Raw genomic sequence first — 23074 nt, forward strand, 5'->3', positions numbered from 1 at the left:
GCTAAACATAAACAATTAGTCGTCAAATCTTTTTGCTTTATATTCTGGATGTTTTAGGTTCTCAACAGAGAAGATATCATCCAGCTCAGCTTCGGTCAGAAGTCCACGTTCTAGGACAACTTCACGTACGCTCTTACCAGTTTCCGCACAGATTTTACCCACGATATCACCGTTATGGTGACCGATGAATGGGTTCAGGTAAGTCACGATACCGATAGAGTTGAATACGAACGCTTCACAGATTTCTTTGTTCACTGTGATGCCGTTTACGCATTTCTCGACTAAGTTACGACATGCATTGCTCATCAGAGAAATGGATTCGAACATAGCTTGACCAATTGCGGGTTCCATTACGTTTAATTGTAATTGACCAGCTTCAGCAGCCATAGTTACACAGATATCATTACCGATAACTTTGAAGCATGCTTGGTTAACAACTTCAGGGATTACTGGGTTAACTTTTGCTGGCATGATAGAAGAACCTGCTTGTAATTCAGGCAGATTAATTTCTTTCAGACCGGCACGAGGACCAGAGGAAAGTAAACGTAAGTCATTACAGATTTTAGACAGTTTCATCGCCAGACGTTTTAGACCAGCGTGAACAGTGATGTAAGCACCACAGTCAGAGGTTGCTTCGATCAAGTCTTCAGCAGGAACACATGCTAAACCTGTCACTTCAGCTAATTTTTTAACTGCCAGTTCTGAATAACCTGGCGCTGTATTCAAACCAGTACCGATAGCAGTTGCACCTAAGTTAACTTCGAGCAGTAAATCGATGCTACGTTTTAAGTTTTTCTCTTCTTCTTTTAAAAGAGTTGCGAAAGCATGGAATTCCTGACCAACAGTCATTGGTACTGCGTCTTGTAACTGAGTACGACCCATTTTCAGGATGTCTTTGTACTCTTCTGCTTTTCTCTCAAAGCCTTCTTTCAGGTAAACAACAGAGTCGATTAATTTGAGGACTGAGTTGTAAACTGCGATACGGAAACCAGTAGGGTATGCATCGTTAGTAGATTGGCTTTTGTTCAGATGGTCATTTGGGTTTAAGAATTCATATTCACCTTTTTTATGACCCATCAGTTCAAGACCGATGTTTGCCAGAACTTCGTTGGTATTCATGTTCAGTGATGTGCCCGCACCACCTTGGAATACGTCAACTGGGAACTGATCCATGCATTTACCTTCGTTCAAAACAACGTCACATGCTTTGATGATGGTGTCTGCAATATTACGAGGGATAGTGTGCAGTTCTTTGTTAGCTAGAGCGGCTGCTTTTTTAACCATTACCATGCCGCGAATAAATTCTGGGACATCGTTAATGGTGCGGTCGCTGATATAAAAGTTTTCAATCGCACGCAGAGTATGAACACCATAATAGGCATCAGCTGGAACTTCTTTTTTACCTAACAGGTCTTCTTCGATACGAGTATTGTTTGACATGAGAACCTTCTTAATTAGATTACAGTTACTGTCCGTTTATGCGCTTTAAAAAATATATCCTAAAACTAAACTTCTAGGTGGTTACCACCTATTACTCCTTTATCAGTATTATGTTCTACTGACTTATGGGGTGATCATATGCCTTTTATCACCCTATACCTTGAACCTAGATCATTTTATGGATTGATTAGTGCAATAGAATTTATATTGTGTGATTTGAATCACAGATAAGCATCGTTAATGATCTTAATCCATGAGTTGAAAATCACGATAAGAGACCCAATTATTATGGCTATACTAATGAAAAAAGCGAATATGAATAGTAGTCTCTTAGAGATAGTTCACAAAGGTTTTCATTTCCCCCCGAAAAATGCAGTAGCTTATTGATATAAAGGAGTACTTGTGCGCTGGTTACCACTAATTCTGATATGTATTTTGGTGTATATAGAGTCGGTCATTTTTGTCCGAGTCGCGGCTGAAATTGGTGTATTAATGACATTAATTTTAGTGGTGCTCACATCCTGTTTAGGGGTTTCTCTTGTGAAGAACCAAGGGATGAAAAATGTCATGCAAATACAACAAAAATTAATGAGTGGTGAAAGTCCTGCCGCTGAAATGATTAAAAGTGTGGCGTTAGTGTTAGCAGGATTTTTACTTATTGTTCCTGGGTTCTTTACGGACTTTATTGGACTACTTTTATTACTACCACCAGTACAAAAATTATTTGTGATGCGTTTAATCCCACACATTAAATTTTACCAACCAGGAAGTGGTTTTCAGGGGGGAGGTTATCAAAACGGTAATACCTTTGAGGGGGAGTACCAGCGTAAACAAGACGATCCTTCTTATACTATTGATGGTGAAAGCCATCGAGTCCCAGAAGATAAATCTTCAGATTCTGACAAAGATAATCCGCACAAGTCTTAATTCCTTTTAGTTTGTAGGGAGATAAATAATAAAAAAATTTATCTCCCACCCCTTGAAGTCTGACTCACCCACCCCAATCTCCTGAAACATGGTACTGGTGAAGATCACCTTGGTATCGACCTTTTACCCGTATGGACTTTATTTGTAGGAGAACTATTAATGAAAATTCGTCCATTGCATGACCGTGTTATCGTTAAACGTAAAGAAATCGAATCTAAATCTGCTGGTGGTATCGTGTTGACTGGCAGTGCTGCGGGGAAATCAACTCGTGGTGAAGTTATCGCTGTAGGCCAAGGCCGCATCCTAGAAAATGGCGATGTGAAAGCGCTGGATGTGAAAATTGGCGATATCGTAATTTTTAACGACGGTTATGGCGTAAAAGCTGAAAAAATCGACAACGAAGAAGTGCTAATTATGTCCGAAAGCGACATTTTAGCAATCGTTGAATAAGAATTTTCACTTAAAACTTTCATCAAACGAAAAGAATTTAAAGGAAAGAGATAATGGCAGCTAAAGACGTTAGATTTGGTAATGACGCTCGTACAAAAATGCTTCGTGGTGTCAATGTTCTTGCGGATGCAGTTAAAGTAACTTTAGGTCCTAAAGGCCGTAACGTTGTTTTAGACAAATCTTTTGGATCACCCGTTATCACCAAAGACGGTGTTTCTGTTGCGCGTGAAATCGAATTAGAAGATAAATTCGAAAACATGGGTGCACAAATGGTGAAAGAAGTTGCTTCTAAAGCTAACGATGCAGCGGGTGACGGTACAACAACCGCAACCGTTTTAGCTCAAGCAATTATCACTGAAGGTTTGAAAGCCGTTGCTGCTGGCATGAACCCAATGGATCTGAAACGTGGTATCGACAAAGCCGTTGTTGCTGCTGTCGAAGAACTGAAAACTCTGTCAGTTCCATGTTCAGATACTAAATCAATCGCACAGGTTGGTACTATTTCTGCAAACTCCGACGAAACTGTTGGTAAATTAATTGCAGAAGCAATGGAGAAAGTCGGTAAAGAAGGCGTTATCACCGTTGAAGAAGGTACTGGTCTGGAAGACGAATTAGACGTGGTTGAAGGTATGCAGTTTGACCGCGGTTATTTATCTCCTTATTTCATCAACAAACCAGAAACAGGTGTTGTTGAACTGGAAAACCCATTCATTCTGTTAGTCGACAAAAAAGTGTCTAACATTCGTGAATTACTGCCAGTATTAGAAGGCGTTGCGAAAGCGAACAAACCTCTGCTGATCATCGCTGAAGATGTTGAAGGTGAAGCACTGGCAACATTAGTTGTGAACACCATGCGTGGTATCGTGAAAGTGGCTGCGGTTAAAGCACCTGGTTTCGGTGACCGTCGTAAAGCAATGCTGCAAGATATCGCTATCCTGACTAACGGTACTGTTATCTCTGAAGAGATCGGTATGGAGCTGGAAAAAGCAACGTTAGAAGATTTAGGTCAAGCTAAACGTATCGTGATCAACAAAGACACTACTATCATCATCGATGGTATTGGTGACGAAGCGGCTATCGCGGGTCGTGTTTCTCAAATCCGTCAGCAAATCGAAGAATCTTCTTCTGACTACGACCGTGAAAAACTGCAAGAGCGTGTAGCTAAATTAGCTGGCGGTGTTGCAGTAATCAAAGTGGGCGCAGCAACTGAAGTTGAAATGAAAGAAAAACGTGCTCGCGTTGACGATGCTCTGCACGCAACTCGCGCAGCGGTAGAAGAAGGTGTTGTTGCTGGTGGTGGTACTGCGTTAGTTCGCGTTGCGGCTAAACTGGAAGCACTGAAAGGCGATAACGAAGAACAAAACGTAGGTATCCGTGTTGCTCTGCGTGCGATGGAAGCGCCAATGCGTCAAATCGTCACTAACGCAGGTGAAGAAGCTTCTGTTGTTGTAAATAATGTGAAAGCAGCGACAGGCAACGATGGTTACAATGCGGCGACAGATACTTATGGCGACATGATCGAAATGGGTATTCTGGATCCAACTAAAGTAACGCGTTCTGCTCTGCAATTCGCAGCATCAATCGCGGGTCTGATGATCACGACTGAAGCGATGATTACTGACATGCCAAAACAAGATGCTCCTGATTTAGGTGCTGCTGGTATGGGTGGTATGGGCGGAATGGGCGGTATGATGTAAGCCAACAGGCACACATCATGCGCCAGTAGCCGATAATTAACGGCTACCAGCCAAAATAAGACCGGCACCATGCATTATTGAGTGGTGCCGGTTTTTTATTGGTGCTAAAAAATGTTTTTGCGCTTTGAATTTATTAGGTCTATTACTTAGTTTTGCGTTAAGGTGACCCATCGGGTTATATTTAAGCCAAGGTAAAAAATAGTTTAAATAAGTAAAGAACATCACAAGCGTATTGATTATTTTGTGATAAACTCTGAACGATTGGCAATATTTGAAACGTTTACAGGTATATTGGGTAAGCTAATTTACTGCCATAAAACAGAATTTTGAGTGATTGGAGCGATAAAGGTTCGACGACCAGCTGCAAAAACACAATGAAAAATGAGGGAAAACATGCGAATTAAAGTCTTGCTTGGTGCTGCTGCATTACTAACTTTAGCAGGTTGTACATCAACCAATGATCTGACTGCGGCAGGCTCACAAGTTCGTTTTGTTGAAAATCAACCAGGAAGCGAATGCCAACTTCTTGGTCAAGTCACTGGAACTCAAAGCAACTGGTTGAGCGGCGTTAATAATGAATCTAGCTCTATGCGCGGCGCGGCAAATGATTTACGCAACAAAGCTGCAGCAATGGGTGGTAACGTGATTTTTGGCGCATCAAGCCCAAGCGAAACTGTCCTGTCTAGCTTTGTTCCTGTTGATAGCAAGATGATTGGTCAAGTTTATAAGTGCCAATAATCATATATCAAGAAAACCCGCTTAATTAAGCGGGTTTTTTTATACTGATTCACTTTAGCTAGCTTTGGCGTAAGTTTAAATCAAGTAAGGTTTTGCTGGGTTCCCCACCTATTTCTCTTGCCAGTTTTGGCACTAAATATCCTGAAACTTGGCTTAGTAATTCGCGAATTAATTGCCTTGCTTCCAGATCACTCACTAAGAAATGCGCTGCGCCTTGAACTTTATCAAGCACATGTAAGTAATACGGTAAAATTCCTACATCAAATAACGCATTGCTCAGGTTGGCTAATGCAGTGACATTATCATTAACTTGGCGGAGCAATACGCTTTGGTTGAGTAAGGTGACTCCCGAACGTTTTAATTTCAGCATTGCTTGTGCAAACTCATCATCAATCTCATTCGCGTGATTAACATGGGTGACCATAATCACGTGTAAACGGGATTGAGTTAAGCGCTGGCAAAGGGTATCTGTAATTCTTTCTGGGATTACCACCGGTAAGCGAGAATGAATTCGCAAGCGTGTAATGTGTGGAATTTCCTCAAGTTGGCTAATTAACCAGTCGAGCTCATGGTCTTTCGCCATTAATGGATCACCACCAGAGAAGATGATTTCATTGAGTTCACTGTGGTTTTTTATATAATCCACAGCCATCAACCAGTTATTTTTATTTCCTTTGTTATCTTCATAAGGAAAATGCCGGCGAAAGCAGTATCGACAGTTCACCGCACAACCGCCTTTAACCAGCATCAATGCTCGGTTGCGGTATTTGTGAAGTAAACTTGGGATCGCATTATCCTGCTCTTCTAGTGGATCAGTAGAAAAACCTGGATGTATATCGAACTCTGCTTTTGCGGTTAATACTTGCAATAGCAGGGGGTCTAGTGGATCACCTTTTTTCATTCGTGAAATAAAAGGGCGCGGAACGCGTAAGGGGAATAACTTACGTGCTTCATGACCTTCTCGCGATGGCTGATGGTCTTCTAAGTTTAGTAATTGCAGCAATTCATCCGGATTAGTGACTGCTTCAGCAAGTTGTTGTATCCAGACTTCTCTGGATGAGGTATTTTGAGTTATAATATCGACCATTTTTTGGCTATGCCATTTTTAGTTTATAAATAGAGGATCTCCATGGCTACTTATAGTACCAATGAATTCCGCTCAGGTCTTAAAATCATGTTAGATGGTGAGCCGTGTGCAATTCTTGAAAGTGAATTCGTTAAACCGGGTAAAGGTCAAGCGTTCGCACGCGTTCGTCTGCGTAAACTGATTTCTAACAAACTGTTGGAAAAAACTTTTAAATCTACTGATTCTGTTGAAGGCGCAGATGTCATGGATATGAACTTAACTTACCTGTATAACGACGGTGAGTTCTGGCACTTCATGAACAACGAAACTTTCGAACAACTGGCAGCAGATGCGAAAGCTATCGGTGACAACGAAAAATGGCTGATCGACCAAGCAGATTGTATTTTAACGCTGTGGAACGGTCGTCCAATCGCGGTTACTCCGCCGAACTTCGTTGAGTTAGAAGTTGTTGAAACAGATCCAGGTCTGAAAGGCGATACAGCAGGTACTGGTGGTAAGCCAGCAACATTAAGCACTGGTGCAGTGGTTAAAGTTCCTCTGTTCGTTCAGATTGGCGAAGTGATCAAAGTTGACACTCGTTCAGGCGAATACGTTTCACGTGTGAAATAATTGTCGCACAGATCAAGCCCGTCATTATAGTGAGTGACGAAGTGAGATCAAGAAGAGCCGAATACAGTTTTGTACTGTATTCGGCTTTTTTATTTATAATGCTCAATGAGAACAATGATTAACAACATTTAAACCCGCCCTTGCCCTTACCGCCGTAGCGAGCATCCTGCCGTTCTTTGAAAAACTCTTCATAAGTCATCGGCGTTTGGTCAGGATGGGTACGCTGCATGTGAGCAACGTAGTTGTCATAGTCGGGAACGCCGACCATCATTTTGGCGGCTTGACCTAAGTAACGGGCCGCTTTCCCTAAGTTCCCAAACATTTTTTTCTCCTTCATATTTCGCGCTACAGCGTTGTTGACTGCTCTCGGCTACCCAAGTCACATACCGTTATGTATGCTCCTAGTTTCTCCTTCATACTTCACGCTGTTGCTGCGTTGGCTTCATTCGCTAACCCTAGTCACATACTGGGTATGCTCCTAGGGATTATCTTCTTTGTCGCCTTGCTCCAACGTGAATTATTTTGGAGAAAGAACATGTAGCTAGAACAATGAAAAGCTTTTCCGTTGAAATCAATGATGGCGGGTGTTTGCCACAATCTCTTCGTAGTTGGCTGGCATTGGCTCGTAAGGCACTTCGTTTGCAGTTGGTTCCTTAGATTTCAATGCTTTTAACGCTGTACGGATAGAGAATAGGGCGAGAACCACGACCACAATCATAAAGAAAATCGTTAAGCCAGCATCTAAACGGTTATTGAAAACCAACTGAGTTAATTGCGATTCAGTATATTGCGGTGGCAAATTTCCGCTGTCTAACATAGCTTGGAATTTATTGGCGACTGCTAAGAAGCCAACACGAGCATCTTCACTGAAGGTTTTTTCCCAGCCAGCGGTCATCGTACACACCAATAACCACGAAGTTGGTAATAGCGCGACCCATGCGTAAGCTTGGCGCTTCATCTTGAACAGAACGACCGCACACAGCATCAACGCCATACCTGCTAGCATTTGGTTTGCGATACCAAACAGTGGCCACAAGGTATTAATGCCCCCTAATGGGTCCACAACGCCTTGGTGTAAAAAATAACCCCAAGCCAGCACACATAATGCGGTCGCAATCAAGTTAGCTGGCAGAGAATCTGTTCTCTTTAACGAAGGTGAAACGACTCCCAGTAAATCTTGTAGCATAAAGCGTGCGGCTCGGGTTCCGGCATCTACCGCAGTCAGAATAAAGAGTGCTTCAAACAGGATGGCAAAGTGGTACCAAAAGGCAACATTCATTAATCCGCCTAAAGCACCATGGAGAATATACGCCATACCTACCGCCAGTGTTGGTGCACCCCCTGCGCGCGAAATAATGCTAGTTTCCCCTACATCGTTAGCAATTTGGGTAAGCTGTTCAGGGGTAATTTGGAAACCCCAGCCACTGACCACTTGCGCCGCAGAAGCGACCACATCCGTAGTACCAGCTGGTGCCAGCATTGCCATTGGGCTGTTCATCGCGAAATAAACGCCTGGGTCAATCACACAAGCCGCAACTAACGCCATGATAGCCACGAATGACTCCATCAACATCCCGCCATAGCCGATAAAACAAGCTTGGTTTTCGTTGGCGAGCATTTTCGGCGTGGTACCAGAAGAGATTAAGGCGTGGAAACCGGAAACGGCACCACAAGCAATAGTGATAAACAAGAATGGGAATAAATCACCTGCCCAAACAGGACCCGTTCCATCGATATATTTGGTTAACGACGGCATCTGAAGATTTGGATTTAAAATTAAAATACCAATCGCCAGACCAATAATCGTACCGATTTTCAGGAAGGTAGACAGGTAGTCTCGTGGCGCTAACAGTAACCATACTGGCAACACCGCAGCCACAAAACCATACCCAACCAACATCCATGTTAGCTGGACGCCGGTGTAGTCAAAGTAAGGAGCCCAAATTTCACTTTCTGCGACCCAACCACCTGAAATAATCGCAAAAACTAAAAAAATTAAACCGATAATTGATACTTCACCGATGCGACCAGGGCGAATGTAGCGAGTATAAATCCCCATAAAAATAGCCAGCGGGATGGTGAAGGCAACGGTATAGGTTCCCCACGGGCTGTGGGTCAGCGCTTTGACCACAATCATCGCGAGCACGGCAAGGATAATGACCATGATCATAAAGCAAGCAATCAGTGCAATTACCCCTGCAGTATTTCCCATCTCTTCTTTGACGAGTTCACCCAGCGAGCGCCCATCACGACGAGTCGAAACAAATAACACCATGAAATCTTGCACAGCACCCGCAAGTACAACCCCTGCTAACAGCCAGAGCATTCCGGGCAAATAGCCCATTTGCGCCGCCAGTACTGGTCCAACTAAAGGTCCCGCACCCGCAATAGCGGCAAAGTGGTGACCAAATAGCACTTTTTTATCTGTTGGAACATAATCCAGACCATCGTTATGACGAATTGCTGGTGTCATACGCGTTGAATCTACTTGCAGGACTTTTTTTGCAATAAACAGTCCATAGTAACGATATGCGATCAAATAAATACAGACCGCGGCGACCACGATCCACAAGGCGTTGATTTGTTCACCTCGGTTTAATGCAATATAACCGAGTGAAAATGCGCCGAGCAGAGCGAGAACAATCCAAATCAATTGTTTACCCATAGCCTTTCCCCATCCATTCCGTTAACGAGCTTTATTAGTTATTTATGTAAGTAAAAACTCAGGCAGGTATAGCGAAAGTTAAGTGAAAGAAAAAGTAGCTAAATCGAGACACTTAATTGAAATTGTAGATAAATTGCAATATTGCAATTGGTATCACTAAAATTGAAGCGAATATTGGATTTTATCTTGTTTTGGTCTAGCGATAATCTTTGGTTTGGTTTTATCTATTATGTAGGTGTTGATTGTTGGATTATAATTCTGAATTTTTCTAAGGGTGTTTTTCTGAGGTCTTATGAGGCGCACAAAAAATACCGGAATAAAGTTTCCGGTATTTGAAGGGGTTGGCGATTATGTTCTGATCATTTGGATGATTTTTTTACCGAATAACGTCGTAATAAGTCCGAACATAATTAAAATTAATCCAGCGATTTGTACGCCATTAATATGCTCACCAAGGAATAACGCACTACTACTTAGTCCAAAGACGGGTACCAATAAAGAGAATGGGGCGACTCGCCAAGCCTCATAGCGTCCTAGCAATACTCCCCATAAGCCGTACCCAATGAAAGTAGAAAGGTAGGCAAGATATAAAATAACGCCGAGTACCGACCAGTCAAAACCAGCTAGACCTTGCACAATGGCATCTTCACCTTCAAAAATCCAAGAGCTTAATAAGAAGGGAATAATGGGGATAAGCGCACTCCAACTCACTAAAGAAAGGGCGCTACATTTTTCCTCACCTTGGTGTTGCATAATAATACGGTTAGTGATGTTACCGCATGCCCAAGATAACCCTGCAACTAAAATAAAGATCAAGCCTAACAGAGGGATATCATCGATGCCTCCAGAGGTTGCGCCATTAGCTAAAATCCCCAACCCCGCGATGGCGATAAACATGCCAAGAAAATGGGTTGGCTGTAGGGATTCTTTCAAAATCACCGCGCCGAGTAATAAGGTGAAAAAGGCTTGTGACTGTAAAATAACAGAGGCAATCCCCGCAGGCATACCGACTCGCAACGCACAGAATAGAAACGCAAATTGCCCAAAGCTAATGGTTAAACCATAAATCAATAGTAGCTTTAAAGGGATCTTGGGGCGCTTGAATAGGAAGATGGCAGGAAATGCCACAAACACAAAACGTAAGGCACCGAGGAGTAATGGGGGTAAGGCGGTTACGCCAAGTTTAATGATCACAAAGTTGACGCCCCAAATAATCACGACACACAGGGCAAGTAATATATCTTTGATACGCATAGTGTTTTCTCGGTACAGAATTGGTGGAGGATCTCTACTTTACCTGTGCTTTGGGATTTGTGCGACGAGATTGCATCTCATGACTCAAATTCAGCATGAATAGGATAAATGTGGGTGTTAATTTAGTGTTAATTATTATTTTAAGTGACTTGAGTCTCTTAAATTGAACGTTTATAATACGGTTTCATTTCGCGTGTTCAGGACGACCTGAAATCATCACGTTTAAGTAATGGGGACGACCCCGAGAAGTTGACGGAGTACATCCACCATGGCTTGGATCATCTTATTATTCGCAGGTTTATTAGAAGTTGTTTGGGCAGTGGGTTTAAAATATACCCATGGTTTTACGCGCCTGACACCAAGTATCATCACTATCACCGCCATTATCGCCAGTATGGGCTTACTCGCTTATGCGATGCGTGACCTGCCTGCGGGAACCGCTTATGCAATTTGGACAGGAATTGGCGCTATCGGTACTGCAATTTTCGGGATTATTTTCCTTGGTGAGTCTGCCAATATGTTCCGGTTATTAAGCCTTGGCTTGATTGTGATGGGACTAATTGGGTTAAAACTTTCTAGTTAAGTCTCTGAGAATAAGAACGGGTGAGCGATGGCTTACCCGTTTTAGCAATTTCAGCATAATAGAATTCAAATAACATAATAGTTATATTATCTTGTTTTCTTAATCAATAGAGCTGGCTTCTCTCCTTTTAGGTTGATGCTGCAAATAACGAGATGGCCATATTTCGTTAGGTGCCACCTCTAAAAAATCTGCAATAATTTTCTCTCCTTTAGGCCAGCGGCGTGACAATGCATTATTCAATGTTGAGGGATTTAATCCGACAGATCTGGATATGGCGGATAATGTGGTTCCTCTTTTTCGAATGGCGGCAATAATGTCCGGAGGATGCCAATCTTCTTTCATGTCATCTCCAATAATTATTAAATAATTAATCTTTAAATTTAATTAAATGCTTTTTAATTAAATTCACCATATGGTTTATTTGAAATGTTAAATTAGAAAAATAAATTACCTTTTTAAATATCAATTAAATTAATCTTTGATATGAGAAATTTCTATGTTAAAGATATTGGCGGTTTTTAATGTTGTTATTTTACAGTGATATTTAAAAGGAAATTAAATGAATATTGAAAGTAATTTTTTGGAAAAATCATGTGATGGGTTAAGAAATATATTTTCGAGTCAATTTAATTGGGATGATATGGATCTATCTTTTAGTAGGGTTGACTTAACGGAACGAAAAATACTGACAATATCCAGCAATTATGAATGGGTCTTGATCTACTGGAATGATGACTTAGATCTGTTAATCAGTGAAAGATTGTCTTCGGGAATTCAATACTGGGATAATTACTCCAAAGCATATTCAGATACATTGTTAAAAGTAAATAGTAGTGAGGTTAAGATCGATCTTTGTACGAAATATGGGAATGTTTTTGAATTGGCATCAATTAATTCAAAGAAGAAATTGTCAATGAAAGAAATTAATGCAATCTATAAATATAGGCCTATTATTTCAGATTATGCACAAAGTATTTGGCAGAAAGATAATGATGCTTTTCTACCACAAAGAGAAAATATTATTTTACCCGCTGAAAACCATAGTGAAAAAAATGAATTAGATAATGATATGCTTGATATACACCAATATATGCGTTTTGGTAATATTCGTTTTACTCGCAAAGAAATGATCACCATTCGTTTATTACTTTCCCACTGCAAAGTAAAAGAAATTAGTTATATCCAAGGTTGTGCAGAAGCCAATGAGCACAAACGAATTCAACGTATTAAAGAAAAATTAGGATGTCCTCATGTTTCTTCCAGTGGTTTATTTACGGTTCTAAAAGAACATGGAATTACATTGGCGTGTTTAGAAACCCTAGTGAGCTATCCGTAATTTCCCGACATTATTTATTTAGGATAAAATTTTTACAACAAGGATGATGCAATGAAATGGAAATATCGCATTGGTGCAGCCGCAGGAAATGCGTTGGAATATTATGATATTGCCGTTTTTGCTGCAATATCAGTTTATTTGAGTACAGAGTTGGAAAAATTGGGTTACTCACAGTCCACGATAATGGTATGGGGGATTTTTGCGCTGCGTTTTTTAATTCGACCTATTGGCGGGGTTGTTATCGGGCGTTATGCAGATATTGCAGGGAAAAAAGCGGCGTTAGTCTTGACGAGCTTTATTACTGGCGTTGCAACTTTATGCATGGCGTTATTGCCTATCCAATTACTAGGAATTTATACCCCAATCGCTATTTTAATACTTCAGCTTGCTCTTGCTTTTAGCTTTGGCGGTGAGTACCCATCGGTAGTGACTTACTTATTCTCTGATACGAAAAATAACGAGCAGGCCAGAATTGCGGCGTTAATCTCTGGAAGTGTAGTGGCAGGGGTTATTCTTTCTGTAGGATTAGTCGTGTTTTTACAGAAAGTTCTTGATAAAGAAACGATGCACAGTATTGGTTGGCGGATCCCATTATTTGTAGGTTTGCTTAATATAGGGATCAGTTTTTGGTTTCGTGCGAGATTACCAGAAAAGCAGGAAAATAAAGCAGAAAGGCGAACGTTTAATTGGCAAGGGATCGTTTATCTTTTTTTGTTAACCGCACCTGCCTCAGTGGCTTTTTATTCACAAAACCTTTCTGGAACAATTATTGTTAACCATTTGAAGCATGATGCATTAAAGGATGTTTTTCCATTAATCTCTTCAGGGCTTTTGTTAGTACTGATTATTTTAACTTGCTGGTTAACAACGAAATGCAGTACACCATCGAAAGTTTACCGGATGGGGGTTACTGCGCTAGTGCTCTTATCCGTCCCTGTTTATTTTACGCTTCAGCTCGATAGCCTCATGCTAGTTGGTCTTGCTCAACTTGTCATTGCAGGGTGTTCTGCAATGATCCTTGCAAATTTACCGGCCGTTCTGGCAAGTGCGGTACATGGCAATACCGCAATGCTAGGCGCTGGCTATAATGGGGCTTCTGTGTGCATTGGGGGGATAACGCCGCTAGCCATTACCTACTTGAGCGATTTTCATTTAGGTTATGCAGGCTGCTTTATTGCATTTTGCGGGACATTATTTTTCTTGATTCGTTGGTTGCCAAAATCAAAAGCACGATAATTTAATTAACTGATTAACCCCATAGTCAATCTATGGGGCAATTTTTTTAGCCAGTAATTTTAAAAAACGCCCATACAGAAATCCACCCAAATTGCTTTGGTTGTATTCACTGGTTGTGGCGAGGTTATCCACTGCCGCATGCATTGAATGATAGAACATCGTGGCGATAAGCTCAGACGGTGCTGCATGCCAAGCTTGCTGCTGCTCACCGAGAAATAAAATCTGTTTAATTTGCTCAACGGCACGTTGTTCGTGGCTGTTAGTATGCCAGTGATATTCGTCGTGAAATAGCATGTCGTGGAGGGGCTGTTTCTCAACATGTGGTGAGGGCGATAAAACAACAGTAATAACATTATTGTTCTGTTTACCCTCGCTGGTGGTAGAATTTGAAACCCAAAAAAATACCTCATCACGCAGTGCATTGATGAGGTATTTATTAGCAATTTATATTATTAATCAGCAATTACAGAGTGAATACACCGATAATTGCGATAACGCTAATGATTGCAGAGCTGCCGTAGAACACCCATTTTGTTGCAGGGACATGCACTTTAAAATCGTGCAGGGTGTGGTGAATACGGTGCATACCACACCATACTGGCAGAATAATCATCAGTAATAAGAAAATGCGTCCAATAAAGCTTTGGCTAAATGCCATGATGCGCTCATAGCTCAGCATTTCTGGTGCGACACCTAATGGGATTAAAATACCCAGTAAAAGGATGATTGCAGGACCAATAACGGCGCTCCACATACCACCTGCACCAAATAATCCCCAGAAAATCGGCTCATCGGAACGTTTAGGCGTTAGATTCATCAGATTCTCCTTAGATTAAAATAGTAATGCGATTGCTAAAATAGCCGCAGTCACGACTATAGTGAGAGCCCAGAAGCCTTTTACGATAGGCTCATCTGGCAGTTTCTTATCTTTAACAATGATAGCCACAGCTTTTGGTGCTAGCTTGAACCATGTTGTGGTATGCAGCAGCGTTGCCGCTAATGTCACAATGTTAATGATCAGAATAATTGGATTACTTAAGAACCCAACAAAGCCCGCCCAAGATTCAGGACCATTTTTCAGTGCAAATACGCCGTACAGGACTAAAATGCTGAACCAAACCTGAAGCACAGAAGTACTTTCACGCATGATGTAAAAGCGGTAGAAACCCAGCTTTTGCCACCAGTCGCCTTTCATTTCCCTGACATAGGGTTTACGTTTAGTTGTCATGACTTCAATTCTCCTTATCGTGGCTTCAGCATGGCGATAACAAAGTCTTGCGCACTCGCAACTTTACCTTGTTGGATAGCCGCCGCCGGGTCGACATGCTTAGGACAGACTTCAGAGCAGTAACCTACAAACGTACAGCTCCATACACCGTTGTCACCATTTAATAATGGCATACGCTCTTTCGCGCCGTGGTCACGGTTATCGAGGTTGTAGCGCTCTGCTAAGGTAATTGCCGCAGGGCCTAAGAACTCAGGGTTCAGACCAAACTGTGGACACGCTGCATAGCACAGACCGCAGTTAATACAGCCAGAGAACTGATGGTATTTCTCCATCTGAGCTGGAGTTTGCTTGTTCGGACCGTCAGAAGGTTTGCGATCATTACCGATAATGTACGGTTTAATCGCTTCTAAACGCTCGATAAAGCTTGTCATATCAACAACAAGGTCACGCTCGATAGGGAAGTTACCCAGTGGCTCGATTTTAATTCCTTGTGGATAGTCACGCAGGAATGTTTTACAAGCCAGTTTAGGTACATTGTCCACCATCATGCCGCAAGAACCGCAGATAGCCATACGGCAAGACCAACGGTAAGACAGGTCTGGCGCGAGGTTATCTTTGATGTAGCCCAAAGCATCTAACAAAGAGGTTTGCTCGTCATAAGGGACATCATAAGTCACTAAATGGGGTTCATTATCCGTTTCTGGATTGAAACGCATGATCTCCATTTTTAAGTGTTTCATATCATCCATTAGCTTGCTCCTTATTCGCCTTATCTTGAGCTGCCCCTTCAGCACCATACACACGTTTCGCTGGTTGTGATTTAGTGATTTTCACATCAGAGTACTCAAGGCGTGGTGCACCTTCTGGATTATAGAACGCCAGAGTATGTTTCAGGAAGTTGACGTCATCACGCTCAGTGCAACCTTCGTCAAGACGTTGGTGCGCACCGCGAGACTCTTTACGGTTAATCGCCGAGTGAGCCATACATTCCGCCACGTCTAAGCCGAAGCCTAACTCGATGGTGTACATTAAGTCAGTGTTGAAGACGCTGCTATGGTCAGTGATTTCAACATGCTTGAAGCGCTCTTTCAGCTCTGCCAGTTTATCAACAGTTTTCTGCATTAATTCAGGTGTACGGTAGATACCGCAACCTTCTTCCATCGAAATACCCATTTCATCACGGATTTTCGACCAGCTCTCTTTACCTTTTTGGTTCAGAAGTTTTTGCAGGTCATTTTCGATATCACGAGTACGTGCTTCGATAGCGCTTGCATTTGCAGGGGTAGCTTCAGCAGCATGACGTGCCGCTTCTTCACCCGCTAAACGACCAAATACCACTAATTCTGCCAGTGAGTTAGAACCTAAACGGTTTGCGCCGTGTAAGCCAACAGACGAACATTCGCCTACTGCAAACAGGCCTTTAATACGGGTTTCTGTGCGCTGATCCGTTTCAATACCACCCATGGTGTAGTGTGCAGTTGGGCGAACAGGAATTGGTTCGTTCACTGGGTCAACACCCACGTAAGCTTTTGCTAGCTCACAAATAAATGGTAGACGCTCATGCAGTTTTTCAGCACCTAAGTGACGTAAGTCTAGGTACACAACATCACCGCGGTGAGTGCTGATAGTGCGACCTGCGCGCCATTCGTGCCAGAATGCTTGTGAAACTTTGTCACGCGGACCCAGTTCCATATATTTGTTTTCTGGTTTGCCCAGTGGAGTTTCTGGACCCATACCGTAGTCTTGCAGATAGCGATAGCCATCTTTGTTGACCAAGATACCGCCTTCACCACGGCAACCTTCAGTCATCAGAATACCGGAGCCTGGTAGACCTGTTGGGTGATACTGAACGAATTCCATATCACGCAGTGGTACGCCATGGCGCAGCGCCATACCCATACCATCACCTGTTACGATACCGCCGTTGGTGTTATAACGATAAACACGACCTGCACCACCTGTTGCCATAACGATAGCATTAGCACGAATTTGAACTTTCGTACCTTCCATCATGTTCAGAGCAACCAAACCACGTACTTGACCTTCATCCACAATAATATCGAGAACAAAGTGTTCATCGAAACGCTGAATTTGAGGGTATTTTAATGACGTTTGGAACAGGGTATGCAGCATGTGGAAGCCGGTCTTATCGGCTGCAAACCATGTACGTTCAATTTTCATTCCACCGAAACGGCGAACGTTAACTGAACCATCTGGTTTACGGCTCCAAGGGCATCCCCATTGTTCCAGTTGGGTCATTTCTGTTGGGCAGTGTTCGACGAAGTAATCGACGACATCTTGCTCACACAGCCAGTCACCACCAGAAACGGTATCATTAAAATGATAGTCAAAGGAATCATGGGCTTGAGTAACTGCGGCTGATCCCCCCTCTGCGGCCACGGTATGGCTACGCATTGGGTAAACTTTTGAGACCAGAGCAATCTTGATATTGGGATTTGCTTCAGCAGCAGCAATTGCTGCACGTAAGCCTGCGCCCCCGGCCCCGATAATCGCTAAATCGGCATTGAAGGTTTGCACTGCGCTTCTCCATTGTTCAAGTGTAAAGTGTTAAATTAATAAATTCTTTTAAATACTTTTAGTGCTTAGCTATTTCAGTTTCAGCTCACCTTTAGGCAAATCTGCAAAGAATATTTTTTTAATCGTAAATATATAATAGCTAATAACGACTTATTATGTTGGGAATTATAACGAATAGTGCCGAGGATAAATTTGATATAGAAAGGTGTTTTGGGTGATATTACCCCCAAAATGTGATCTGCGTCGTCTTTTTGCAAATTGTTTTTGGGTGCAAAGAAATTCCAGCGAAATTGGAAATAATAAAAAGGAATTTCAAATAATTATCATTAATTTTAACAGAATTATCAGAATTTAAAACCAACTAAAATCGTCAAGTTTTCCTCGCTTACAGTGGATAATCTGGTGTGCCATGAGGAAATTCTAAAATCATATCGAAGATAAAATTGCGAATGAGTTCACTGTTTCTCAGTCTGCTTCATTTCTAATGTCAAAAAACGATTTGAAATAGCATAAAGAGGGTAAGCAAAGAAAGGTAATTTTAACATTTGAATTACAAGCAATAAGAAAAAATCATGTTTCTGTTTTTTTTTAACCAAATGTTAAAAGTTAATAAGAAAGCTTTTTGCCTAATCGTATAAAGCAGGAGATAATCACATCATCTTTTTTCGCCTTGAATCATATCCCCTATCGATACTCATATAGAGCATAATTTCCACAATAATCCATTGTGTGTTAGGGGGGAGGTGAGTACACTGCACAACTAAGTTTATTTTGGAGTTATTTTAATGAGTGAAGTAGCGAATTGGCTGCCTACAGCCCCCATCGCTAACCTGTTACAGCGCGCAAAAATTGTTGCGGAAATCAGACGTTTTTTCGCTGATCGCTGTGTACTTGAGGTAGACACACCCGCAATGAGTCAGGCGACAGTGACTGACATTCATCTTGTTCCATTTGAGACACGCTTTGTGGGACCCGGTGCTGCTCAGGGCATTAATTTATATTTAATGACCAGCCCTGAATATCATATGAAACGTTTACTGGCAGCAGGAAGTGGTCCTATCTATCAAATGTGCCGTAGTTTTCGTAATGAAGAAGCAGGAAGACACCATAACCCTGAATTTACGATGCTGGAATGGTACCGCCCACACTTTGATATGTATCGCTTAATCAATGAAGTCGACGACCTTCTACAGCAAGTGTTGGAATGTGAAAGCGCTGAGCTTCTCTCTTACCAACAAGCATTTTTACGTCACTTAGATATCGATCCTTTATCTGCGGAAAAAAGTGAATTACGCGAAGTGGCTGCCCGTTTGGATTTAAGCAATGTTGCGGATCAAGAAGAAGACAGAGATACGTTACTACAATTGCTATTTACGATGGGGGTTGAACCACATATTGGTAAAGAAAAACCTGCGGTGGTGTACCATTTCCCAGCGACTCAAGCGTCATTAGCCGTTATCAGCACGGAAGATCACCGCGTTGCTGAACGTTTTGAGGTTTACTATAAAGGCATGGAGCTGGCAAATGGTTTCCATGAGCTGACCGATGTGAGCGAACAACGCCAACGTTTCGAACAGGATAACCGCAAGCGTGCCGCGATGGGATTACCCGTTCAGCCAATAGATGAAAACTTACTTGCCGCGCTTGAGCATGGTTTACCGGCATGTTCCGGTGTAGCTGTTGGTGTTGACCGCTTAATCATGCTGGCACTGAATGCCGAACGAATCAGCGATGTGATTGCGTTCCCAGTGACGATTGCTTAAAACTCAGTTTCTATCTATGACATTAAAAAGCACCTTGAACGTTGATCATTGATTAACGAAGGTGCTTTTTCTTTTCTACCCTTTCTACCAAAAACGGATTAAATGCTTTCGGATAATTCTTCTATAAGTCCCATTCCTGAAGATTATGGTTGATTTCAAGTTCATTTGCTGGTCTTCTGTTTGACTTAAGCTAAATAAAATGAACTTGGGTTGGTGACCTTTCTGCCTTTGCTTCTATTACTACTGGTTGACACGGAACAAGCCGAAAAGGAAGGCATTGCATTATCGTCATTACTACCCAATAAAGATAATGTGTTGGCGCTAAGATCTTTAAAATCGCGTTCGTCATAGGAAAAGCAAGAAATAGCGGTGCGAAATTGTCAGTACAACTTTATGATATTGATGCTATTTTAGGTAAGAGCGGAATGGCTCATCATGTAGTCGCGCTGTCGCTTGTGTGTGAATATCCACACCCCAGCCTTATTACTCAGCAAAATGAAGCACAGCTTTTATTGCAGCAAATTCAGGCTTAAAGTCTAAATAAGAGAGTCGTTATTCTGATTAAAAAGACTCTCTCGAGTTATTGACGCGCAATTGACTCGAGAGAGTGAGGGAGAGTTACTTCTGCTTTTGCTGCTCTAGAAACTTAACCCCTAAATCTGGGAAGTCAGTGAAGGCACCATCAACGTCCGCTTGGTTATAAATAATGTCATATAACTGCTGACCATCTTTCGCGTACTTAGGCAGTTTGTCCACACGGATAGTAAATGGATGTACCGCCATATGGTTAGCGTGAGCTTCTTTTACCATACCGTTTACTTTGATGTTCGTTGGTGTGGAATCTTCGCTAATGAGCATATGATAGTCAGGGCCGATACCGTCTGCGTAGGTTGCAATCTCTTTCATCGCACCCGGCTTCATCATCCAATCATAGTTATAGTTCACCCAAGTACCGTCTGGCTTCTGCTCTTGAGTCTCTTCCCAATCGGTGTAAGCAATCAGTTGGATCAGTTTTAAATCCATCCCCATTTCTGGCATCAGTTTCGTTTTGATGCGTTTTAAGTCAATCGGGTCGAAAGATTGCAGATAAACGTTAGAATCTTTGTTGGTATAGCCATACTCTTTCAGGACTTCTAAGGTTTTCTTGGTGATATCCTTGCCTTCTTGTTGATGGAACCAAGGGGCTTTAATTTCAGGGTAGATACCGATATTTTTACCCGTAGATTTGTTCAAACCTTGAATAAATTCAATCTCTTCTTGGAAGGTGTGAACACGGAAATCAGATTTACCCATAGGGAAACGGTTCGGATAGCTTTGGACTTTTTTGCCATCAACAATGTCAAAGCCTTCCGTGAATTTCAGGGATTTAATTTCTGGCAGCGTAAAGTCGATGGCGTAGTAGCGACCATCTTTACGTGCGCGATTTGGAAACTTATCCGCTACGTCAGTGACGCGATCCAGATAATGGTCATGAAGTACAACCAGCTCATTATCTTTGGTCATCACTAAATCTTGTTCGAGGAAATCCGCGCCTTGCGCATACGCCATCGCTTTCGCTGGAAGGGTATGTTCAGGTAAATAACCACTTGCACCACGATGGGCAATCACCACTTTACCTGCCGTTTCGGCAGCCGCAGAGACTGACATCACTAAGACCATACTTGCGACTAATGTTTTTAATTGAAAATTCATCAGTAAATCTCCTTGGTACTCATTGTTTGTAGGTAAAAAACTTGTAGGTAAAAAGCTTTATAGGTAAACAGTTTTTTAGGTAAATAAATTTATAAGTAAATACTTTTACAGATAAAAAATGGTGCCGATAACAAATTTTGGGTAAAAAAATGGGCTATATCCTTTTCTTGATATAACCCATCAATCTAGCGAATCAACTCAACATAAGCGGTGGCTTATTGGTTTTTAGCGAGTTCGCGTTTATGTTTACTTTCGCTCAGCATAACGATGAACAGTAAAACAACGGCCAGTGCAGAACCACCGATCATCACAGCAAAACCGCCGTTCCAACCGAAGTAGTCCACGGTATAACCGACGATAGCACTTGCGGCAACAGAACCACCAAGATAACCGAATAAACCGGTGAAGCCTGCGGCGGTACCCGCTGCTTTCTTAGGTGCAAGCTCAAGAGCGTGCAGACCAATCAGCATGACTGGACCATAGATTAAGAAACCGATAATCAACATACATGCCATATCAACGCCTGGGTTACCCGCTGGGTTCATCCAGAAGACGATAGTTGCAATAGTCACTAAGGTCATGAAGAACACGCCTGTCGCGCCACGGTTACCACGGAAGACTTTATCCGACATCCAACCGCACAGCAGTGTTCCTGGAATACCCGCATATTCATACAGGAAGTAAGCCCATGAAGATTTATCCATTGTGAAGTGTTTAACTTCGCGCAGGTAAGTTGGTGACCAGTCCAGAACACCGTAACGCAGTAAGTATACGAACACGTTAGCGATAGCGATCATCCACAGAAGTTTGTTAGGGAATACATACTTCATGAAGATAGCTTTAGCGGTTAATTCTTCTTCATCAGAGGCTTTATAGTCTGTTGGATAGTCGTTTTTGTACTCTTCAATTGGTGGCAGACCACAAGATTGCGGAGTATCACGCATTAATGCGAAGGCAATCATTGCCACTAAAATAGCGGCGAATGCTGGCATATACAGCGCAGCTTTCCAGTCGTTAAACCATGCCATACCTAACAGGAACAGTAATGGAGGCAGACCACCGCCGACGTTATGCGCACAGTTCCAAACGGAGACGATACCGCCACGTTCTTTTTGTGACCACCAGTGAACCATGGTACGTCCACAAGGAGGCCAACCCATACCTTGGAACCAACCACATAAGAATAACAGCACGAACATAACCATGATGCTAGACGTTGCCCATGGTACGAAGCCCATGAATATCATGACAAGTGAAGCGAGGATCAAACCTGCCGGTAAGAAGTACCGAGGGTTAGCACGGTCAGAAAATGAGCCCATGATAAATTTGGAGAAACCATAGGCGATTGAAATCCCAGATAATGCGAAACCAAGGTCACCTTTAGAGAAACCTTGTTCAACGAGATAAGGCATTGCGAGGGCGAAGTTCTTTCTAACTAAGTAGTATGCTGCGTAACCGAAGAAAATCCCCAGGAAAATCTGCCAACGTAATTTACGATAGACGGGATCTATCTTATCCGCTGGCAGCCTCTCGATATGAGCGGCGGGTTTAAACATGCGTAACATAAAGCCTCCGATGGCATGTCAGTAGTTATATGCTCTTCATTTCACCTATGTTGTGAAGTTGTTGAGCGTTTATTATGGGAGAAGTAACAAAAACGAAAACAATCGAGTTTCTTTAGGCGCTTTTATTTTCTAATTGCGCTAAATCTTAATCGTTAAAAAACATTTTATCTGTAATCTAACGCACAATTATTGATTTTGTTTATCTGGCTGCATAGTTAATGCGATTTGTGAATGGAATGGAACTAAAATTGTGAATTATTTTGTGA

General features: G+C 42.1%; 23 protein-coding genes. 10 read left to right on the forward strand and 13 right to left on the reverse strand.

The window, feature by feature from the left end; genetic code table 11:
* Positions 1 to 15 precede the first annotated feature (15 nt).
* Positions 16 to 1440 (reverse strand): aspartate ammonia-lyase, encoded by a 1425-nt coding sequence (aspA, locus tag PR795_RS06685; protein ID WP_006658988.1) that lies wholly within the window; start codon positions 1438 to 1440, stop codon positions 16 to 18.
* Between the two features lie 402 nt (positions 1441 to 1842).
* Here aspA and PR795_RS06690 point away from each other — a divergent pair, with 402 nt between their 5' ends.
* The 4 genes from PR795_RS06690 (at position 1843) to PR795_RS06705 (ending at position 5252) form a co-directional block, all read left to right on the forward strand.
* Positions 1843 to 2367, forward strand: coding sequence for an FxsA family protein (locus tag PR795_RS06690; protein ID WP_006662856.1), 525 nt, complete (start codon positions 1843 to 1845; stop codon positions 2365 to 2367).
* A 159-nt stretch (positions 2368 to 2526) separates the two neighbouring features.
* Positions 2527 to 2817: a co-chaperone GroES gene (locus PR795_RS06695; protein WP_006658991.1), complete on the forward strand. Its 291-nt coding sequence runs from the start codon at positions 2527 to 2529 to the stop codon at positions 2815 to 2817.
* A 53-nt stretch (positions 2818 to 2870) separates the two neighbouring features.
* Complete coding sequence (gene groL, locus PR795_RS06700) at positions 2871 to 4514, forward strand: chaperonin GroEL (RefSeq protein ID WP_006658992.1); 1644 nt, start codon at positions 2871 to 2873, stop codon at positions 4512 to 4514.
* A gap of 393 nt (positions 4515 to 4907) precedes the next feature.
* Complete coding sequence (locus tag PR795_RS06705; RefSeq protein ID WP_006662858.1) at positions 4908 to 5252, forward strand: DUF4156 domain-containing protein; 345 nt, start codon at positions 4908 to 4910, stop codon at positions 5250 to 5252.
* Positions 5253 to 5310: 58 nt separating this feature from the next.
* Here the strand turns inward: PR795_RS06705 and epmB are convergent, their stop codons facing one another.
* Positions 5311 to 6339 (reverse strand): EF-P beta-lysylation protein EpmB, encoded by a 1029-nt coding sequence (gene epmB / locus PR795_RS06710; protein WP_006662859.1) that lies wholly within the window; start codon positions 6337 to 6339, stop codon positions 5311 to 5313.
* A gap of 42 nt (positions 6340 to 6381) precedes the next feature.
* Between epmB and efp the strand changes: the two genes are divergently transcribed.
* Positions 6382 to 6948, forward strand: a complete 567-nt coding sequence (gene efp, locus PR795_RS06715; protein ID WP_006658996.1) for an elongation factor P — start codon at positions 6382 to 6384, stop codon at positions 6946 to 6948.
* Positions 6949 to 7066: 118 nt separating this feature from the next.
* Here the strand turns inward: efp and PR795_RS06720 are convergent, their stop codons facing one another.
* The 3 genes from PR795_RS06720 to PR795_RS06730 all read right to left on the reverse strand — a co-directional run bounded on the left by PR795_RS06720 (position 7067) and on the right by PR795_RS06730 (position 10867).
* The gene (locus PR795_RS06720) at positions 7067 to 7270 is read right to left on the reverse strand and encodes a YbdD/YjiX family protein (RefSeq protein WP_006658997.1); all 204 of its coding nucleotides are present in this window, start codon (positions 7268 to 7270) and stop codon (positions 7067 to 7069) included.
* A gap of 249 nt (positions 7271 to 7519) precedes the next feature.
* The gene (gene cstA, locus PR795_RS06725) at positions 7520 to 9613 is read right to left on the reverse strand and encodes a pyruvate/proton symporter CstA (protein ID WP_181480268.1); all 2094 of its coding nucleotides are present in this window, start codon (positions 9611 to 9613) and stop codon (positions 7520 to 7522) included.
* Positions 9614 to 9961: 348 nt separating this feature from the next.
* The gene (locus PR795_RS06730) at positions 9962 to 10867 is read right to left on the reverse strand and encodes an EamA family transporter (protein ID WP_006658999.1); all 906 of its coding nucleotides are present in this window, start codon (positions 10865 to 10867) and stop codon (positions 9962 to 9964) included.
* A gap of 268 nt (positions 10868 to 11135) precedes the next feature.
* On the opposite strand from PR795_RS06730, the gene sugE reads away from it, so the two are divergent.
* Positions 11136 to 11450 (forward strand): quaternary ammonium compound efflux SMR transporter SugE, encoded by a 315-nt coding sequence (sugE, locus tag PR795_RS06735; protein WP_006659000.1) that lies wholly within the window; start codon positions 11136 to 11138, stop codon positions 11448 to 11450.
* A 99-nt stretch (positions 11451 to 11549) separates the two neighbouring features.
* Here sugE and PR795_RS06740 read toward each other — a convergent pair whose 3' ends face one another.
* Positions 11550 to 11792: a helix-turn-helix domain-containing protein gene (locus PR795_RS06740; protein WP_181480267.1), complete on the reverse strand. Its 243-nt coding sequence runs from the start codon at positions 11790 to 11792 to the stop codon at positions 11550 to 11552.
* Between the two features lie 217 nt (positions 11793 to 12009).
* Between PR795_RS06740 and PR795_RS06745 the strand changes: the two genes are divergently transcribed.
* Together PR795_RS06745 and PR795_RS06750 are read left to right on the forward strand one after the other, a co-directional pair.
* Positions 12010 to 12786, forward strand: coding sequence for a hypothetical protein (locus PR795_RS06745; RefSeq protein ID WP_006662862.1), 777 nt, complete (start codon positions 12010 to 12012; stop codon positions 12784 to 12786).
* Positions 12787 to 12837: 51 nt separating this feature from the next.
* Positions 12838 to 14022, forward strand: coding sequence for an MFS transporter (locus tag PR795_RS06750; RefSeq protein WP_181480266.1), 1185 nt, complete (start codon positions 12838 to 12840; stop codon positions 14020 to 14022).
* A gap of 30 nt (positions 14023 to 14052) precedes the next feature.
* Here the strand turns inward: PR795_RS06750 and PR795_RS06755 are convergent, their stop codons facing one another.
* The 5 genes from PR795_RS06755 to frdA form a co-directional block, all read right to left on the reverse strand.
* Positions 14053 to 14316: a hypothetical protein gene (locus PR795_RS06755; RefSeq protein WP_179897098.1), complete on the reverse strand. Its 264-nt coding sequence runs from the start codon at positions 14314 to 14316 to the stop codon at positions 14053 to 14055.
* Positions 14317 to 14485: 169 nt separating this feature from the next.
* The gene (frdD, locus tag PR795_RS06760) at positions 14486 to 14839 is read right to left on the reverse strand and encodes a fumarate reductase subunit FrdD (RefSeq protein ID WP_006659009.1); all 354 of its coding nucleotides are present in this window, start codon (positions 14837 to 14839) and stop codon (positions 14486 to 14488) included.
* 15 nt (positions 14840 to 14854) lie between these two features.
* Positions 14855 to 15250, reverse strand: coding sequence for a fumarate reductase subunit FrdC (gene frdC / locus PR795_RS06765; RefSeq protein WP_006659010.1), 396 nt, complete (start codon positions 15248 to 15250; stop codon positions 14855 to 14857).
* A gap of 14 nt (positions 15251 to 15264) precedes the next feature.
* Positions 15265 to 15999, reverse strand: coding sequence for a succinate dehydrogenase/fumarate reductase iron-sulfur subunit (locus PR795_RS06770; protein WP_006659011.1), 735 nt, complete (start codon positions 15997 to 15999; stop codon positions 15265 to 15267).
* Positions 15992 to 17788, reverse strand: a complete 1797-nt coding sequence (gene frdA / locus PR795_RS06775; protein ID WP_272516750.1) for a fumarate reductase (quinol) flavoprotein subunit — start codon at positions 17786 to 17788, stop codon at positions 15992 to 15994. Before frdA ends, PR795_RS06770 begins: the two co-directional genes overlap by 8 nt.
* 785 nt (positions 17789 to 18573) lie before the next feature.
* Here frdA and epmA point away from each other — a divergent pair.
* Positions 18574 to 19551 carry an elongation factor P--(R)-beta-lysine ligase gene (gene epmA, locus PR795_RS06780; RefSeq protein ID WP_006659013.1) on the forward strand — a complete coding sequence of 326 codons (978 nt, stop codon included), beginning with the start codon at positions 18574 to 18576 and terminating at the stop codon, positions 19549 to 19551.
* A 377-nt stretch (positions 19552 to 19928) separates the two neighbouring features.
* Entirely contained in the window at positions 19929 to 20084 is a 156-nt protein-coding gene (locus tag PR795_RS06785) for a hypothetical protein (RefSeq protein WP_155250625.1), read from the forward strand.
* 85 nt (positions 20085 to 20169) lie between these two features.
* Here the strand turns inward: PR795_RS06785 and glpQ are convergent, their stop codons facing one another.
* Positions 20170 to 21243 (reverse strand): glycerophosphodiester phosphodiesterase, encoded by a 1074-nt coding sequence (glpQ, locus tag PR795_RS06790; protein WP_006659015.1) that lies wholly within the window; start codon positions 21241 to 21243, stop codon positions 20170 to 20172.
* Positions 21244 to 21458: 215 nt separating this feature from the next.
* Positions 21459 to 22808 carry a glycerol-3-phosphate transporter gene (gene glpT, locus PR795_RS06795; protein WP_006662870.1) on the reverse strand — a complete coding sequence of 450 codons (1350 nt, stop codon included), beginning with the start codon at positions 22806 to 22808 and terminating at the stop codon, positions 21459 to 21461.
* Positions 22809 to 23074 lie beyond the last annotated feature (266 nt).

This window comes from Providencia sp. PROV209, assembly GCF_028479485.1.
In the GTDB taxonomy this organism is placed as follows: domain Bacteria; phylum Pseudomonadota; class Gammaproteobacteria; order Enterobacterales; family Enterobacteriaceae; genus Providencia; species Providencia alcalifaciens.